Consider the following 15,344-nt stretch of genomic DNA (forward strand, 5'->3'; position numbering starts at 1 on the left):
TCGCGCGGGGGAAACATGCGGTGCGCTTTCGGGCAGTGCCGGGTTCCCCGCCGTCGCCCGTCCGGCAGCGCCCCCGGGCGCGGGGCTGTCACGAGTGCCGCTCCGCCGCGTGGGCGCGACCGGCTGCGACGGCGCTCCTGCCGACCGACGGCTGCCACGTCGCGGCCCCCGGCGGAGCGCCTCGCTGTCAGATCAGACCGTTGCGCAGCGCGTAACCGACCGCGTGGGCCCGGTTGCGCAGTTGCAGGCGTGTGATGATCTCGTGCAGCACGTTCTTGACGGTCCGTTCGGAGTACGCGGTCTTGCGGGCGATCTCCGCGGTGTCCAGGCCCTCCGAGACCAGGCGCAGCATGTCCGCCTCACGCGTGGTCAGCGTGGCGAGAGACAGCCCGCGGGGGTGGAGGTCCGGGCGCTGGAGGCTGCCCACGTGGGTGAGCAGCTTGCCGAGCAGGTCGCCGGGCAGCACTCCCTCGCCGTTGGCTATCGCCAGGATCAGATGGAGGAGTTGGCTCTGGTCGGCTTCGGTACGCCGCAGGACCGCCGCCACGCCGCACTCGATGACGCGTTGCAGTGCGCCGGGCCCGAGATTGCTGATCACCAGGCCGGTGCGGGTGACGTTGGAGTGCCGCAGCCGGTTCAGCAGCGCCACGACATCGTCGTCGACGGTGTCGACGACCACCAGCGACACCTCGGCCTGGTTCGCGTCGGCGTCGTCGACCAGGTCGACTTCGGGGCGCTGACGCAGCTGATCGACCACGCCGACGCGCAGGACCGGATCGGCGGCGTACACGGCCACGGTCACCCTGCTGGGACGACCGGAGCGAGAGGCCCACGTGGCCCGGGTCCGGGTGGGCACCCGTAACGCGGCGTCGGACATGGCGGGGCCGTTCTCCTCGATGGAGGACATAGGGGGATATCCTTTCGCGAGTTCGTCGGGGAGAGGTGGAGGACCGGAGCGAACCACCGGGGAGCGGCGGCACACGGGAGACAACATGCGACATTAACGACTCGCCGTTACAGGAGGGTTGACGGTGGCTTTCCGGGCACCGTGACTGCCCGGGTGTTGCCCTCGCGCTCCTCGCGGCGGCCCGGGGCATGTCCCTACCGTGAGGGCGTGACGCCTTCTCCCGCCCTTCCCGGCTCCGGTACGCCCGGTCTCGACATACCGGCCGTGACGGTGGCGCCGGGCGACACCGCGACCACCAGTCTGACCGTGCGCAACGACAGCGACATCGTCGAGGCGTACAGCCTGGAGGTCGTCGGGGAGTGCCGCTCCTGGACCACCGTCGAGCCCCAGCGGGTCTCTCTCTATCCCGGCACCTCGGAAACGGTGACGATCCGGCTGACGCCGCCGCGCTCCCCGGAGATCCAGGCCGGCGAGAAGCCGCTCGGCGTACGGATCCTGCCGGCCGAGCACCCCGAGTCGGTGTGGGTTCCCGAAACCACCGTGCAAGTCGAGCCGTTCCACGAGCTTCAGACCGGGCTCGCCCCGCGCCGTCGGCGCGGCTGGCTGCGCGGCCGCTTCCGGCTGACGGTGCGCAACCGGGGCAACACCCCGGTGCGGGTCGGCTTCACCCCCGGTCAGGCGGGTGAGGAACTGGGGTTCACCTTCAGCCCGGCGCAGCCGACGCTGGAGCCCGGCGAGTCGACGGAGGTCGGGCTGCGGGTCCGCACCGCGAAGCCGGTGTGGTTCGGCGCCCCCGTGGTATGGCCGTTCACCGTCGAGACCGCTGAAACCGGTGACCGGGAAGAGGAGCAGGCCGGGTGGGACGATCCGGCTGCACGGGGGCAACTGGACGCGGAGTTCGTCCAGATCCCGGTCTTCCCGAAGTGGCTGCTTGCGCTGCTCGCACTGCTGCTCGCGCTGCTCCTCGCCTGGTTCGCGCTGGTCCGTCCGACGGTGCGCAGCGCAGCCGAGGACGCAGCCGAAGAGGCGGTTCAGCCGCGTCGTACGCCCGCCGGGGAGCAGCTTCCGGGCACCGGTACCGGCAACGGCCCGGGCGCCGAGCCCGGCGGCCAGACGCAGGGAGCACCATCCGGTTCGGGCGGTGACGGCAGCGCCTCGGGTGACAGCGTCACCACGGCCGACGGCCAGCAGAGTTCGGCGACCATCGACCTGAGGACCGCCGCCGGCGAGACCAGGACCGGTACCTACCGGGTGCCCGCGGGCAGCGTCTTCGCGATCACGGACATCGTCGTCGCCAACTTCCAGGGCGATGAGGGGGTGCTGACGATCACGTTCGGCGACCGGAAGATCACCACGATCGCGCTGGAAACCTTCCGCAACCAGGACTACCACTGGGTGACCCCTATCGAGATCCCTGAGAACGACACCGTGACCATCGACGTGACCTGCGCGAAGCCCGGCACCCCGGCCACCGGTCGCAGGGCGCAGGAATGCCACGAGGTCATGAACGTGAGCGGAGTGCACAGCCGTACCACGCAGTGAGCTGACCCTTCTCATCTCAGAGCATGATGGCTAATCTGAGCACTTAGTGTAAAGAAGTGGATCTATCCAGGCTTAAAATCGACAGCCTGAGTCCGAGAATGGGCCCCCCGAGCGCCTCCACCTGCTGTTTCGCCTCACAGTTGATCGTCCTCACGTCCGGCGAACCACGGTGCTCGGACCTGGCGAGCCCGAGGCTTCCCTGCCGGCCCTTCTAGCGCTCAGGTGTGAGTAGCGACGCCCTCGGATGCGGTCAGACTGAGAAAACTGCGCCGAGGGTGGTGCCGCAGGCCCTTCTTCACGTCGAGGAGACGCGGATAGTTCTCCGCCCAGGCTCAGCGCATCAGATCGCTGAGCAGGTCGTCGATGACGCTCTCCTCCTCCACACCGACCCCGACTTCGGTGAGAGCGGCGGTCAGTCCGGGGTCCCAGGGGGCGGACGCGGGGGTGCCCCGCAGCGGGCGCGCAAGCGGCCTCGTGGCCGCTGCCGCCCGGTAGTCCGCCGCGGTGTAGCGCCAGGGGCGCCACGGAACACGGCGCAGCAGGCCCCCCGCGATGCGCAGGCCGCCCGGCGCCACTCGGCGCCTTCGCCGTCGGGGAAGCCGGTCAGGGCCCGGACGCCGGAGCGGACCAGGGTGGCGAGCGGGGTGCCGTCGTCGAGGGCGTGGGCGTCACCAAGGGTCTGGGCAGCGAACTCGGGCAGCGGGCGGGCCGGCTCGGCGGTGAGCGCGACGAGCGCCGAGACGGTCGCGGCGAGCAGAGGGCGGGCCGCATCGGGGCTGCGGGCGAGGCGGCGTACGAGGCCGCCCCGGCGGATGTCATCGGCCCAGCCCGCCAGTTCCGCGGGCAGGGCGGCGAGTGGTGCGTACACCTCCTCCCACGCCCGTGCCTGACGCTCGCGGGCCTCTGCGAGCGGGACCACGGGGCCGGTCAGGGCGGTCACGGCGGCGGCCAGGCCCGCGCGGCTGACCCGGGAGCGGCGCAGCACCGCGTCGACCTCGTCCAGCCGTACGCTCAGTGAGCGGCCTGGACGTGGGGCGCGGCCCAGCAGGCGTTCGGCGGCCCCGCGCTGTGCGGCCGTGGCGGAAGCGAGCGTCACCGTGCCGGTCAAGGGCTCATCGCGGGCCGGCCGGCGTCGGGCGCGCTCCACCAGCCAGTCGAGGCCGGGCCCGCCGAGCAGGCGGGTGAGGCGGTCGGGGTCGATACGCGCCGTTTCGTCAGCGGCGGCGCCGGCGTTCGGCCGGTCCCCGCTCACGTCCACAGCGGCTCCGCACCGGACTCCTGCACATTTCCGTCCCGCGGCACGGGGATGCCGCCCTGCGACGCCGCCGTGCGCTCCGTCTCCGCTCCCTGGTCCAGGGCCACCCCGTCCCACTCCCCACGCGTGACCAGCACCGCCGCGATCTCGTCCACCCGCGACAACTGCGCGATGGCGATCCCCGGCACCTGCGGGTAGCAGGCCCACTCACGCTCGCTCGTCATCACCACGTCGAGATCGAAGGCGTGGAGCAGGCCGAGGCACTTGGCACGGGAGTCGTCGTCCACACCCGCGAACGCCTCGTCCAGAGCGACCAGCCGCGGGGCGTCCGGTGCGGCCGTGGCGTAGTGGGAAGAGGCCGCCGCGAACAGCGGCACACTCATGGCCAACACCCGCTCGCCCCCGGAGGCAGGGCCGGTGGCTGCAGCGTGGCAATCGCCTCGGCGCGGGCGGCGGTCGCCTCCCGGGTGTCCTTCTCCAGTTGTTCGATCCTCCCCTCCGCGCGCCCGGCGCTTTTCTCCGCCGCGGTGTGGTCCGTACGCGCCTGCCGCTGGCCCTGTTCGCACGCGTCCCGTGCGTCCGCGGTCTGCGCCAGCCGCCGCTGGAGCTCGGCCACGGCCGCGCCCACGGTGCTGGCCGCGCGCCCGCCGGGTCGATGGTGGTGGTGGGAATACCGCGGCGGGCATCGATCTCGGTGGTCTGCGTGTGGTCGAGCGGGTTGGTCACCACCGTCTTGGTGGGCGCGGCGCCGGTTGCCGGGGTGTACGTGGTGGTGGTCTTGCCGCGGATATCGGTCTGGGTGAGCGGGCGGCCGTGCGTGTCGAAGGTGGCGGTGGTGACGGTCTGGGTGCCGGTGCCGGCCTTGTCCTGCTCGTCGACGCGGGTGATGTTGCCCTTGGTGGGGCCCTGCCCGAGGGTGGTGGATCCGTCGTAGTAGGTGCGCTTGAGGGACACCAGGTCCTTCGGCAGCGTCGCAGTCACCTCGCACGTGGTGGCGACGGTCTTCTCCTCGGCGATGGTCTCGATGATGTTCGCGCCGGTGGCGCGGGCGTAGGAGGTGGTGGTGCAGCGATCGTCCCCGGTCTTGCTCGTGTCACCGGTTTCGGAGGCGGTCTTGACCATGCCGTACGAGTCGAACGTGCTCTCGGTGGTGGTGCGGCGCCAGGTGCCGTCCTTCTTCAGCTCACGCGTGGCCTCGGTTTTGACGCCGGTGTAGTGGGCGCTCTGGTCGGGCAGTCCGTCGCGGGCGTGGGTGGCGGTGGCCGCGGAGCGCCACGGGGTGTAGGCGGTGGCTTCGATGATGCTGCCGCCGTCGCGCCCGTAGCCGATCTCCTCGCGGACCATGCCTGCGAACGCTTCGCGGTCGGTGACGGTGTCGCCCTCACCGCCCGCGTCGGGTACGAGAACGAGACCAACGGACTGGCCCGCTCCTACTTCCGCTTCCGCACCGCGAACCTCTGGTCCACCGACAAGATCGTCACCAAGTCCACCTTCAGGATCAAGAACACCTGGTCCTGGTCCTGCAATGCGCGCAAAGTCGAACTCTGGCGCACCGCGCCAATGAACGAGAACACCACCTGGAACAACCGCCCCGACAGACGCGAGACCCTCGACATCATCAACGACGCCAAAGGCTGGTCGTCCAACTGCCCCGCCGACAATCTCGCCTTCGACACCACCGCCGCAGCCAAGGACGCCGCCGCCAGCAAGTGGAACAGCATCACCCTCGGTCTCAAGGCCACCGACGAAACGGACGTCTACGGCTGGAAGAAGTTCGCCGCCAAGTCCTCCGTGCTGTCCACCGAATACAACACCCGCCCCAACGTGCCCAGTTCACTGGAGACCGCGCCCGTCTCCACCCGCAACAGCAAGGGCTGCGGAGACCAGTCCCCCTACGGACTGATCGGCAACACGGACTTCTACCTCACCGCCAAGGTCAGTGACCGCGACGGCGGCACCGTCAAGGCTCGCTTCCACCTGTGGCCCACCGGCCACCACCCCAACGACGACCCCAACGGCGCACTGATCATCAACCAGACGGTTTCGGTCACCTCCGACTGGAACCCCACCCTCGGCGCACCCGGCTGCCGCTTCGTCTTCGACCCCAACCGCCCCTCCACTCCCCCGGCCGTCTCCTCCGCCCAGTTCCCCGACGGTGCAGACGGATGGCCCGCCGACACCGGCGAGGCCCGTACCGAGGGCACCTTCGCCTTCGCCGCCAACGGCGTGAAGGACGTCACCGCCTACGAGTACTGGTTGGACACCAGCCCCGATCCCGTCACCGTCAACGCGCCGTCACCAGGCGCCGGCGTGTCCATCAAGGTCACACCGACGTTCACCGGCCCGATCAACCTGTACGTCCGCAGCCTCGACAAAGCCGGAAACCGCTCCGACGTCGCCACCTACCTCTTCTACGTGAACGGGCTGTCCACCCCCGACAAACCCGGGGACCTCAACGGTGACGGCAACGCCGACCTGTGGGCCGTCGACGGCAACGGCAAACTCCACCGCCACTACGGAAACGGCGACGGCACCACCACCGACCAGCAGAGCCTCGCCAGCAGCATCGACTGGACCAACTCCCGGATCACCCACCGCGGCGACTGGACCGGCGACGGCTACGAAGACCTCATCGCACTGCGAGACGACCCCGCCACCGGCCAGAAGCGACTGTGGATCAACCCGAAGAACGGCTTCGGCTTCGCCTGCACCACCTGCAGCACCACCACCTACGAACGCCAGGAAATGACCGTCCTCGAAGAGACCAACAACCACTGGAAGACAGGGGCCCAACAAATCCTCGCCGCCGGCGACGTCGACGGCCCCCTCGACACCGACGACGACGGGCAGATCGACACCCCCGGCTACCCCGACCTCCTCGTCAACGACGGCCAGCACCTGTGGCTCTACTACGGCGACCCGGGCGGCAGCGCCTACCTCGACGCCTTCCGCGACCCCGTCCTCCTGGCCGCCGGCGACGGCATGAGCACCGGCACCAACACCCTCGCCAACGTCACCATGACCGCCCCGGGCGACTTCGACGCAGACGGGCATGCCGACCTCACCGTCCGATTCGACAACGACGGCAGCGGCCTCTTCCTCTACGACACCATCAACCCCGACGCCTCCACCTGGCCGGGCCAAGTCGACCCCACCCACCGGATCCTCATCGCCAACAACTTCGGACCGAACACCGTCCCGATGCTCACCGCCGCACCCGACGCCAACAACAACGACACATTCGACCTCTGGACCACCACCCCCAACAGCGGCAGACTACGATTCTTCGCCGACTTCACCCCAGACGGCCCCGGAGCCATCACCGTAGCCTCCGAACAAGTCGCCAACTACCAAACGCTCGGCTGAACCGAGACCCGTCCAATCCGCGGTGGGGCTGCCAAGTCAGGCAGCCCCCCACCCCCCCTTTCAGAGGTCGGTTCATGAGCAAGCAGCCATTCGCCACATACCCCCACGGGTATGCTTGGGATCCAGTCAGAATCCAGCCGCCGGGAAACCCGAACCGGGTTCAATCAACCGACCACACCGACCTGACCTGCGTAAACGGACGACCGGACGCCGTGGAACCGTTCCTTCAGCATTCCAGGAGAATTCCACCACATTCGCACACGAAACGTGCTCTGACCTGCACGCATACAGGACAGCTGGGGTTGTTCGAAAGAGTCACACGTTGAAGCGGAACACCGGGTGCACAGTTTTGGCCTGCGGAAACACCGGAGGGCTGGTAGGGATCCAGCCAGTATCCAGCCGCCGGAAACGGCCAGCCCAATGACCCCTGTTGTTGCTGGATCCACGGGCACGCGAGCCTTCACACCTGCACCCCTATGCTCGGCCGTGAGGTTATCCGACCGCCGGATGTTATGCAAGATATTTCGGCAACGATCCCGGTGGCCGGGAACGATCCGGCTGGGCTTCTTGTGAACCCCGATTAACGAACAGACTCTGGCAATCCGAGCCCATCGGGATGCACTCTCGAAAGAGTACCCATTTCTATTTCGATTTCCCCCTCATCGACAACACGATGGAGCGCAACTCTCATGGGTTCGTAATCAACATGCGACGGCACATCGATTTCCCGAAAGGAGCTCATCGTGTTCATTTCCCAGGAACACTCAGCTCAACCGTTCCGGCTCAATAACTGCCTCCACGGGCCTTTTATTACTCGTCAGCGGTTTGACTCTCCCCGCTGGCTCCGTAGACGACTTGATCCTGCGGATCGTAGGCGATTACTCCATACTTCGACGCCAAGTTCAGTAGGACCGAGGAAACTTCCCTGGAGCGGGACCAGGAGATCGCTACAATTACACACTCACTGGTGGCATAAATAGGAGCAGCCCACGGCGACTCGTTCATATTTTCTTCAACTAGATCCGGAAAGACGGAGATCACGGCTTGATGGAAATCCTCAACAGTCGGATCCTCGCCGACAACCCCAGTCTCTCCATCCGTCAACTTATCGTATACCTGAGCAGCTTCCTCCAAGGCTGGAGCAGATTCCTGAAACCAGAAGGCCAGATCAAAGCTCACCGTGAGTCCCTTCTTGGAACCGCGCCGGGATCTACGCCCGGCACTTGCCTTCGGAGATGATAGCGCAGCGTGCATCGCTGGGCCGCGGAGCCGACCAGATGACCTGGTCGGCTCCACGATCATTACCGGTCTATCCACACATCGTGGACCCCAACAAGGGTTCGACCGTCCCCAGTGGTGACCGTATTTCCTGGCGTGTTGAGCCAATTATCGAATTCTCGCTGGTGAGGATTCTTCTTGGCCGTCCCACCCTTTACCTCGATGCCGTACCACTGACCGTTGATCTGAACCGTGCCATCATACTTTCGAGCTCGGAATCCTGGCGCAAAAACCGGCGTTTCGTTGCGCATGACGACTGCGCCATCCATCTCCAACTGATCCCATGCGTTGACTTCGTCCGCTGCACCATCACGTCCAGCCTCGCCATTTCGCTTTGAATATTTCCCGTCTGCGGAGCGCGGAGCACCACCAACCGAGCAGGCTGAATTGTGAACCAAGACAGGCGTAACGTCGGCATATACGTAGTACGTGTGGATCTTGTTGATCGTGAGGTCGTGGGTGCGCTGACGCTTGGTGTAGTCCCGGACGTCCTCGACTGTGGCGGTGGTGCCGTCCGGAGTGCGGAGGGTCTGGCCGGGGGTGAGATCACCGGCGTTTACCCAGTCGTTCTTCTCACGCGTCCAGAACGGGTGTGTGGTGGTGGACGTCAGGGTGGTGGTTTTACCGTCGACTTTGATCGTGAGGTCGACGAAGTCCTTGTCGTCTTCTGTGGTAATGGTGGCCACGATCTTGCGAATCGTTGTCTTGCCGGTCTCGGGGTCGGTGACGATGACCTTGTCGCCGATTTCAAGATCCTCGATACGCTTGGAGCTACCATCGGCCAGCAGCACGCGGGTACCCGGGGCGAAGCTGTGGCACTTCTTCGCCGCCTTGATGAGCTTGATCGGTTTGAGTGCCTTGGCCCATGGCAGGTCAAGGGCGGCGGAGCCGCACGCACCGTTGAGGCCCGGGTTCTTCAGGCACTCCTTCCAGGCGCCTATGTCGGGCGCGACGATGGAGAGCACCAACTGGTCGAAGGCTGTCGGGTCTCGGTCCAGCCAGCCAAGCTTGCCTGCGGCGTCACAGAAGTCCGCGTCGCTCGAAGCGGCTCCCATATCACACCTGGACTGAATGTAGTGATCCATCCGGTCTTCTGTGCTGCGGAGCGTCGGGTACAACCGCTCAAGTTGTAGGGCCGTGGGCAGCTCGACGCCCGCCAGTTCCACGGTCCCGCCGTTCTGGACGATTTCGATCGTCTGAGACGGGCTCTGCGACGAGCAGTGGCCGTTGCAGGGGTGGCTCACAGCCGGTGGGCCCATGACACCGCCGCCCGTTTGTCTCCCCTTCGGGCCACCACGGCTGCCGTCCGCGCGGGTCTGCGCGCTTCCGCAGCTCACGCCGCTCGGGGAGCCCCTGCCGCAGTCGAGTCCCAGGCCTGTGGGGTCCTTGAAGGTCAGCGGGTTCTGGGCGGCGTAGGTGTAGCCGTTCAGGGTTTGGGGTTTGTCGAGTTCCAGCAGTGGGTCGACGCTGATGAAGCGGCCCAGCTTCGGGTCGTACTCGCGGGCGCCCAGGTGCTGCAGTCCTGTGCTGGCGGTGTCGTCGGTGCCGCCGACGAAGCCGCGGGTGCCCGGCCAGGAGGCGGGTTCCGGCCCGCGGGGGGCGCCGAAGGGGAGGCTGCGGCGCTGGTCGAGGGTCTGGGTGGCGGCGTCGATGGCCAGTTGGCCGGTGCCGTTGTGGTCGGCCAGGGTGAACGAAACGCTGCCGTCGTCCTCCTCGACCGCCTGGTGGCCGCCGCCGAGGCCGTAGTAGCGGGTGGCCTTGGCCGCGGTCGCGCCCTTGGGGAGGGTGACCTCGGTGGTGCCGAGGTAGAGGGTGGTCTCGGTGGGGGTACGGGCGATGAGGCGGTTGCCGCTCGTGTCGTAGACGTAGTCCGTGACCTTGTCGGCGCTGCCCTCGACCGGCTCCGTGACCTTGGCCAGATGGCCTTCGGCGTCCCAGGTCAGCGTCTGGGTGTCCCCTCCCAGGTTGCGGGTGGCGGTGTTGCCGGCCTCGTCGTAGGTGAAGCTGTCCTGCGCGGTGCCGGTCGGTCCGGTGCTGGTGACGGACGTGAGGCTGTGCGGGCGCGGGCTGCCCGGGGCCGGGTAGGCGTAGGTGCGCTCTGTGTTCTTGGTCGCGTCGCCGCCGACGTCGTGCTGGGTCTCGGTGAGGCGGTTGCCGACCTTGTCGTACGTGTAGGAGTGCCAGTACGGCGCCAGGCCGCCCACAGCCCCGCCCGAGGGCTGAGCCGAGCACTCGGTGTCGCCCTCGGTCCAGGCCGTGGTCAGCCTGCGCGCGAAGTCGTAGTCGAAGCACTGGGTGTCCGTGCCGGACCGGGAGACGTCGGCGACCGACAGCACGTTGCCGGCCGCGTCGTACTTGAAGGTGTTGTGCTGGTCGACGCCGGGCACGTCCTGACGTTCGACGCGCGAGGTGGCCAGCCGCTGCGTCCCCCGCTCGAAGGTGTTCGCGACCTCAACGGTCTTACCGCCGTTCGACAACTCGTACCACTGCGGCTTGCCGTCGTTGGTGTAGCCGGTCTTCGCCTTCAGCCCTTGGTCACCGCCGAGTTCGATCGGGCGGAGGGTCTCGTCCTCGTACGTGTACCGCACGCTGGAAGCCGGCAGCGCCCCGGCCTTCGGGAAGCCGACGGCCTGCACGGTGCCTGAGACGTTGTACGTGGTCCCGGAGAGATACGTCCCGGCCAGCGCGCCTTCCGATGCCGGAATGGTGACGGAGGAGCGCAGCACCCGGTACTGACGGTCGTAGGCGACGACTTTGTTCGTGTACGCCTCGCCGTCCACGTAGCGCGTCGACGCGGCCAGGTGCCCCTTGGCTCCGCTGACGGTGTCGTATGTCCAGTCGGCGCGCAGGGCGCCGGTGGGCGAGGACTCGCGCAGCTCGGTCTGGCGCCCGATGCCGTCGTAGACGCTGACGAGCTTGGTCCCGCGGGCATCCGTGGTGGAGGTGACCTGGCCGCGGTCGTCGTAGGCGGTCGTGGTGGTGCCCTTGTCGGGGTCGTTGGCTTCGACCTGGCGTCCGAGTTGGTCGTAGCGGTACGTCCAGGAGTTCCCGGCCGGGTCGGTCACCTTTTCCAGCTCGCCGCGCGGCGTGTAGCGGTAGCCGGTCTCGTCGTAGGCCGACTCCGCGCTCCGCGCGTGATGCTGGCGCACGGCCGTGGTCTGACCCCGGGCGTCGACGAGGGATGTCGTGGTGGTTCCGCCGTCCGGCGGGATCACTGTCGTGCGGTCGCCGCGGTACTGGGTGGTGGTGGTCGCCAGGACGTTGAGGCCGGCTCCGCTGCCGGCCACCTGTTCGGTCTGGATATTGCGTCCGAGACCGTCGTAGGAGTGGTGGTATTGGGTCTCCACGGAGATCGCACTGTCCGGGGCGAACAGTTCGGGGGACGGCAGCTTGTCCGTGTAGTACGGCTGGAAGGTCTCGGCGACAAGGCCCCGCTCGTCATAGAAGACGTCGGTCAGAAGCCTGCCCCCGCGAGGGCCGGGCACCTGAGTCTGGCGTTCGCGCAGAAACCCGTCGAAGAAGGTGTACGAGGCGCGCTGGGCACCCGAGTTGCCGAGGGTCTTGGTGCCGACTGCGACCGGCTTCCCCTCGGTCACCTGGTACGTGAACTCGTAGCTCGGCGTCAGGCCGGTTTGCCGGTCGGCCAGCCACACCTTGGTGGTACGGCCCAGGGCGTCGTACGCCGACGTGGTCGTCTTGCCGTTCACGTCGGCCTGGGTGAGCGGAAGACCCCGCATCGGGTCGTAGGTGGTGGTGGAGGTCAGCGCCGTGGCAGCGTTGCCGGGGGTTGCCGGGGGCGTGGTCTCCTTGACCTGCGTGGCGAAACCGGTTGCCGGCGTGTACGCAGTAGTGGAACTCCGGCCGTCCGAACGCGGGTTCCGCGACTGGAGTTGTCCGCTGCCGTTGAAGGTCAGATTCGCGGTGAGATCGGTACTGACGAGCTCACGACCGTAAGCGTCGTACTCGGCGGTGGACTCCAGGTATACGGCCTCGTCTGCGGTGCGGGACTTCAGCACCGCGGTCGCGGTGGCATCCCCCTTACTGGGAACGGACGCGGTGCCGCTGACGGCACCACCGTCGTAGGCGGTGCGGACATCCGTGATGACGTCCTTGGTGCGGTCCACGGGGTCACCACACGCCTTGGCGACCGTCTCCACCCTCGAAGGCAGGACGAGGATGTTCTTCTCCTCGTTGGCGGAGTACGTGCTGCGGGTGCACCGGTTGTCGGACGCGGTGGAGTTGTCGGCGAAGTCGTCCACCTCGGTCAGCCGGCCGGCAACCGTGTCGTAGGTGTTGGCCGTGGACGTCACGCGCCAGTCGTTACCGGCGCCGTTGTCCAGGGAAGTCCAGGTCTTGGTGTGCGCCGTGCCGGTGAGATTCGCCGTCACCGTGCCCCAGGAGCGTTCCTTCTTCGCCGTCTGGTGGCGCCAGGGCCGGTTGACGGTCTTGCCCAGCACCTTGCCGCCGGGACCGGAGAAGTCGACCGTCTTGTAAGCAAAGCCGGCGGCTGCCTCGTGGTCGGTGAGCGGGTCGCCCTCACCGCTGCCGAGACCGACGGACACGCTCTTGCTGCCACCCTCTGGGCTCTCGCGGTCGCCGTGCATTCCGCGCAGGAAGTAGGTGTCGGACTGCGACTTCAGTGCAGCGTCGCCACCCTCCCCGCCCGTCTTGACGCGCACCTGGGCGTAGCCGCGCCACTGGGACCAGGTCTTGAACTTCTCTTTCGTCAGCCCGTCGTCATCGTCGTAGTGCCAGGCCGCGCCGCCCAGGTATTCGTAGCGCGTGGCCTTGTCCGAAGCCCCGCCGGTTCGGTCGTGCTCCGTCATCAAGGTGACGACGTACTTGTTGAACCACTGCCGTTCCGGGTCGGCGCTGTCGCTGCCGCCGATGTACTGGGGGAAGCAGCGAGTGGTGTTGGACTGGGGTGTGGGCAGTGAGTTCCAGTCGCAGGCCGGGTCGGAGTAGTTGGCTGCGATCTTGCCGCCGTACTCGTCGTCGACGGCGGACAGCCGGGCCTTGATGAACGGCGCGTAGCCGTCTCCGGTCTTGTCCAGGCGGTTGGCCAACTGCGTATAGGCGAAAGTGGTTTTCGGCAGGCTGATCGCCGGAGTGGCCGTGTGCCCCGTGTGCTGGATCGACTCAAGCAGGAGCTGGTAGTCGATGTCGGCCTGGCCCCAGCGGTGTGCCAGCTTCCAGGAATCGACGGGGCCGTAGGTCCCGTCGCTCTTGAGGACCTCAGTGGTCACTTCGGTCAGACGCTTGCGGGTCCAGAAGCTCGGCGAGTAGCGGCCCTGGTCGCACGTGGCCGTTTCGCCGCAGTTCAGGTCCCAGGGCGTGTCGTACCAGGAGGCGGAGTCGGTGCTGATCGAGTCGCAGGTCGTCTGCGCGTTGGGCAGGCATCGCTCGCCGCTGCTGAAGTCGACCTTGGCCAGGGGCTTCGTGTCGTACACCGAGGAGTGCTTCAGCCCGTACTCGATACGGTCCAGGCTGCCGCCGCGGGTGTAGCGGGTGTTGTTGTCCGCCTTCAGGTTGCGGCCGTAGGAGTTCTCCTCCTGGTGGTAGTAGTAGGAGATGGCGTTGCCGTGCGGGTCGACGACGTAGTCGAGGTTCCAGCGCCACGCCTGCTGGCACCACGACGAGCCGAAGCCGGCGGCGTCGTGGCACGGCTCGCCGGAATCGTCGCCGAACACCGGGACCTTCCAGGCCGAACCCGTGGCCTCCTTCCCGCTCGCCCAGCCGGGCAGCCGGTTGTAGCCGAAGTAGTAGCGCACGCCCTGAGGATCCGTGACCCGCCAGTACTCGCCGTTGTTGTCACCGTTGCCGCGGTCAGCCGAGGCCAGACGGGCTATCCGGGTGCCGTCGTCGTCGCGCAGCTTCCACTCGTCGTTGCCGACGGGGATGAGTTCGCCGCCCTTGCCGTTGAAGGAGATGAACGCGTTGTCGTAGCCCCAGCACAGATCGCCCGGCTTGCTGCCGTCGGGATGCTCGACGCCGTCGTCCGAGCACGGCTTGTACTGCCGCTCGATGTATCCAGGCCACATGTCGAAGCCGTCGCCGACCCAGGAGGACTGGTTGTTCGTCCCTCCGGTACGGCCGTCCACCGAGCCCGACGAGTACGACATCCCCACGCTCGGCTGCAGCCCACCGGGCACCTCCGGGACCGGAATGCCGTACGACCAGGAGAAGTCACCGGAGCTGAGGTTCACATCCCAGGACGACGACGGCGCCAGACTGGTCGCCTTGAAGTCGCCGGTCCCGCCGGACTCGGCCGCGACGGCGGCCAGCACCGTCGGCTCCTGCGTATCGAGCCGAACCGCGTCGGCGGTGAGCGTCTGCTTCTCCGCGTCGTTGACCGTCGGCAGCGGCTCGCTCTTGCGGCAGTTGCGCCTCGCAGGGGTGTCCAGGGCGCAGGCCGGCAACTCGACGAGGGTGAGCCGGGAGGCGTAGCTGCCACCGAATGCCTCGGCGAAGGAAGCGTAGTCCACCGTCGCCTGCACGTCGCCCGCCGCGTGCCGGGGCCCCGGAGCGGACTCCAGAGCGAAGAGCACCCCGTCGACGCCGGCCTTCCGCGCAGCGTCACGGCCGAGAACCCGCGCGGTCACCTTCCCCCGGGCACCCTTGGCCGCCTCCGCCGCAGCCGCGGGATGTCCACTGTCCGCGGTGGCCACATCAAGGGTGAGAGGAAGCGCCCTGCCACTCGGGGCATCGTCGTAGACGTTTCTGGCCCCCGCCGATGTCAGTTCGACGTGGGCCGTGGCCGGCTCCGGCCACGCGGCATCCGGCTTCCGACGCGGTGTCCTCGGCCCTTTCTGCGAGGTCCGCGGCTTGACCTCGGTCATCGACCGGCCGGCGACCGGCTGCTCGGTCCGGGACGCATCCGCCCTGTCCCTGCCCTCGTCCGCGGCAGCGGTGGTCGTGGCTGCCGCGTCCTGCAGGAGGGTGGCGACCATCAGTGCCGCTGCCCCCAGGGCAACCCGACGGCCGGCCCATCTCACG

General features: G+C 67.7%; 8 protein-coding genes and 1 pseudogene. 3 read left to right on the forward strand and 6 right to left on the reverse strand.

From position 1 onward, the window contains the following. Nucleotides 1–187: 187 nt before the first annotated feature. Nucleotides 188–907, reverse strand: coding sequence for a LuxR C-terminal-related transcriptional regulator (locus I003_RS0110235; RefSeq protein ID WP_199784262.1), 720 nt, complete (start codon nucleotides 905–907; stop codon nucleotides 188–190). 207 nt (nucleotides 908–1,114) lie between these two features. Here I003_RS0110235 and I003_RS0110240 point away from each other — a divergent pair, with 207 nt between their 5' ends. Continuing rightward, nucleotides 1,115–2,449 carry a COG1470 family protein gene (locus I003_RS0110240; protein ID WP_486584162.1) on the forward strand — a complete coding sequence of 445 codons (1,335 nt, stop codon included), beginning with the start codon at nucleotides 1,115–1,117 and terminating at the stop codon, nucleotides 2,447–2,449. A gap of 332 nt (nucleotides 2,450–2,781) precedes the next feature. Here I003_RS0110240 and I003_RS36825 read toward each other — a convergent pair whose 3' ends face one another. From I003_RS36825 to I003_RS0110250, 3 genes and pseudogenes are all read right to left on the reverse strand, one after another. Then, nucleotides 2,782–3,024 carry a DUF2399 domain-containing protein gene (locus tag I003_RS36825; protein WP_486584163.1) on the reverse strand — a complete coding sequence of 81 codons (243 nt, stop codon included), beginning with the start codon at nucleotides 3,022–3,024 and terminating at the stop codon, nucleotides 2,782–2,784. 44 nt (nucleotides 3,025–3,068) lie between these two features. After that, a pseudogene (locus tag I003_RS31870) lies at nucleotides 3,069–3,707 on the reverse strand (TIGR02679 domain-containing protein); the annotation flags it as partial. Further along, entirely contained in the window at nucleotides 3,698–4,087 is a 390-nt protein-coding gene (locus I003_RS0110250) for an SbcC/MukB-like Walker B domain-containing protein (protein WP_486584164.1), read from the reverse strand. The gene I003_RS0110250 and the pseudogene I003_RS31870, both read right to left, overlap by 10 nt. 98 nt (nucleotides 4,088–4,185) lie before the next feature. Here I003_RS0110250 and I003_RS36395 point away from each other — a divergent pair, with 98 nt between their 5' ends. Both I003_RS36395 and I003_RS31885 read left to right on the forward strand, forming a co-directional pair. Next, nucleotides 4,186–4,638 carry a hypothetical protein gene (locus tag I003_RS36395; RefSeq protein WP_199784267.1) on the forward strand — a complete coding sequence of 151 codons (453 nt, stop codon included), beginning with the start codon at nucleotides 4,186–4,188 and terminating at the stop codon, nucleotides 4,636–4,638. A gap of 281 nt (nucleotides 4,639–4,919) precedes the next feature. Continuing rightward, complete coding sequence (locus I003_RS31885) at nucleotides 4,920–7,070, forward strand: FG-GAP-like repeat-containing protein (RefSeq protein ID WP_051368172.1); 2,151 nt, start codon at nucleotides 4,920–4,922, stop codon at nucleotides 7,068–7,070. A gap of 810 nt (nucleotides 7,071–7,880) precedes the next feature. On the opposite strand, the gene I003_RS35990 is transcribed toward I003_RS31885, so the two are convergent. Together I003_RS35990 and I003_RS31890 are read right to left on the reverse strand one after the other, a co-directional pair. After that, complete coding sequence (locus I003_RS35990; RefSeq protein WP_158688955.1) at nucleotides 7,881–8,249, reverse strand: hypothetical protein; 369 nt, start codon at nucleotides 8,247–8,249, stop codon at nucleotides 7,881–7,883. A 122-nt stretch (nucleotides 8,250–8,371) separates the two neighbouring features. Then, the gene (locus I003_RS31890; protein WP_486584165.1) at nucleotides 8,372–15,298 is read right to left on the reverse strand and encodes a polymorphic toxin-type HINT domain-containing protein; all 6,927 of its coding nucleotides are present in this window, start codon (nucleotides 15,296–15,298) and stop codon (nucleotides 8,372–8,374) included. Nucleotides 15,299–15,344 lie beyond the last annotated feature (46 nt).

The sequence above is a fragment of the Streptomyces sp. CNQ329 genome (assembly GCF_000482585.1).

Excerpts from the sequence above, each read along its gene's own strand:
- I003_RS0110235 (WP_199784262.1), bottom strand. The coding sequence starts at position 907 with ATGTCCTCCATCGAGGAGAACGGCCCCGCCATGTCCGACGCCGCGTTA.
- I003_RS0110250 (WP_486584164.1), bottom strand. The coding sequence starts at position 4,087 with ATGAGTGTGCCGCTGTTCGCGGCGGCCTCTTCCCACTACGCCACGGCC.
- I003_RS31890 (WP_486584165.1), bottom strand. The coding sequence starts at position 15,298 with ATGGTCGCCACCCTCCTGCAGGACGCGGCAGCCACGACCACCGCTGCC.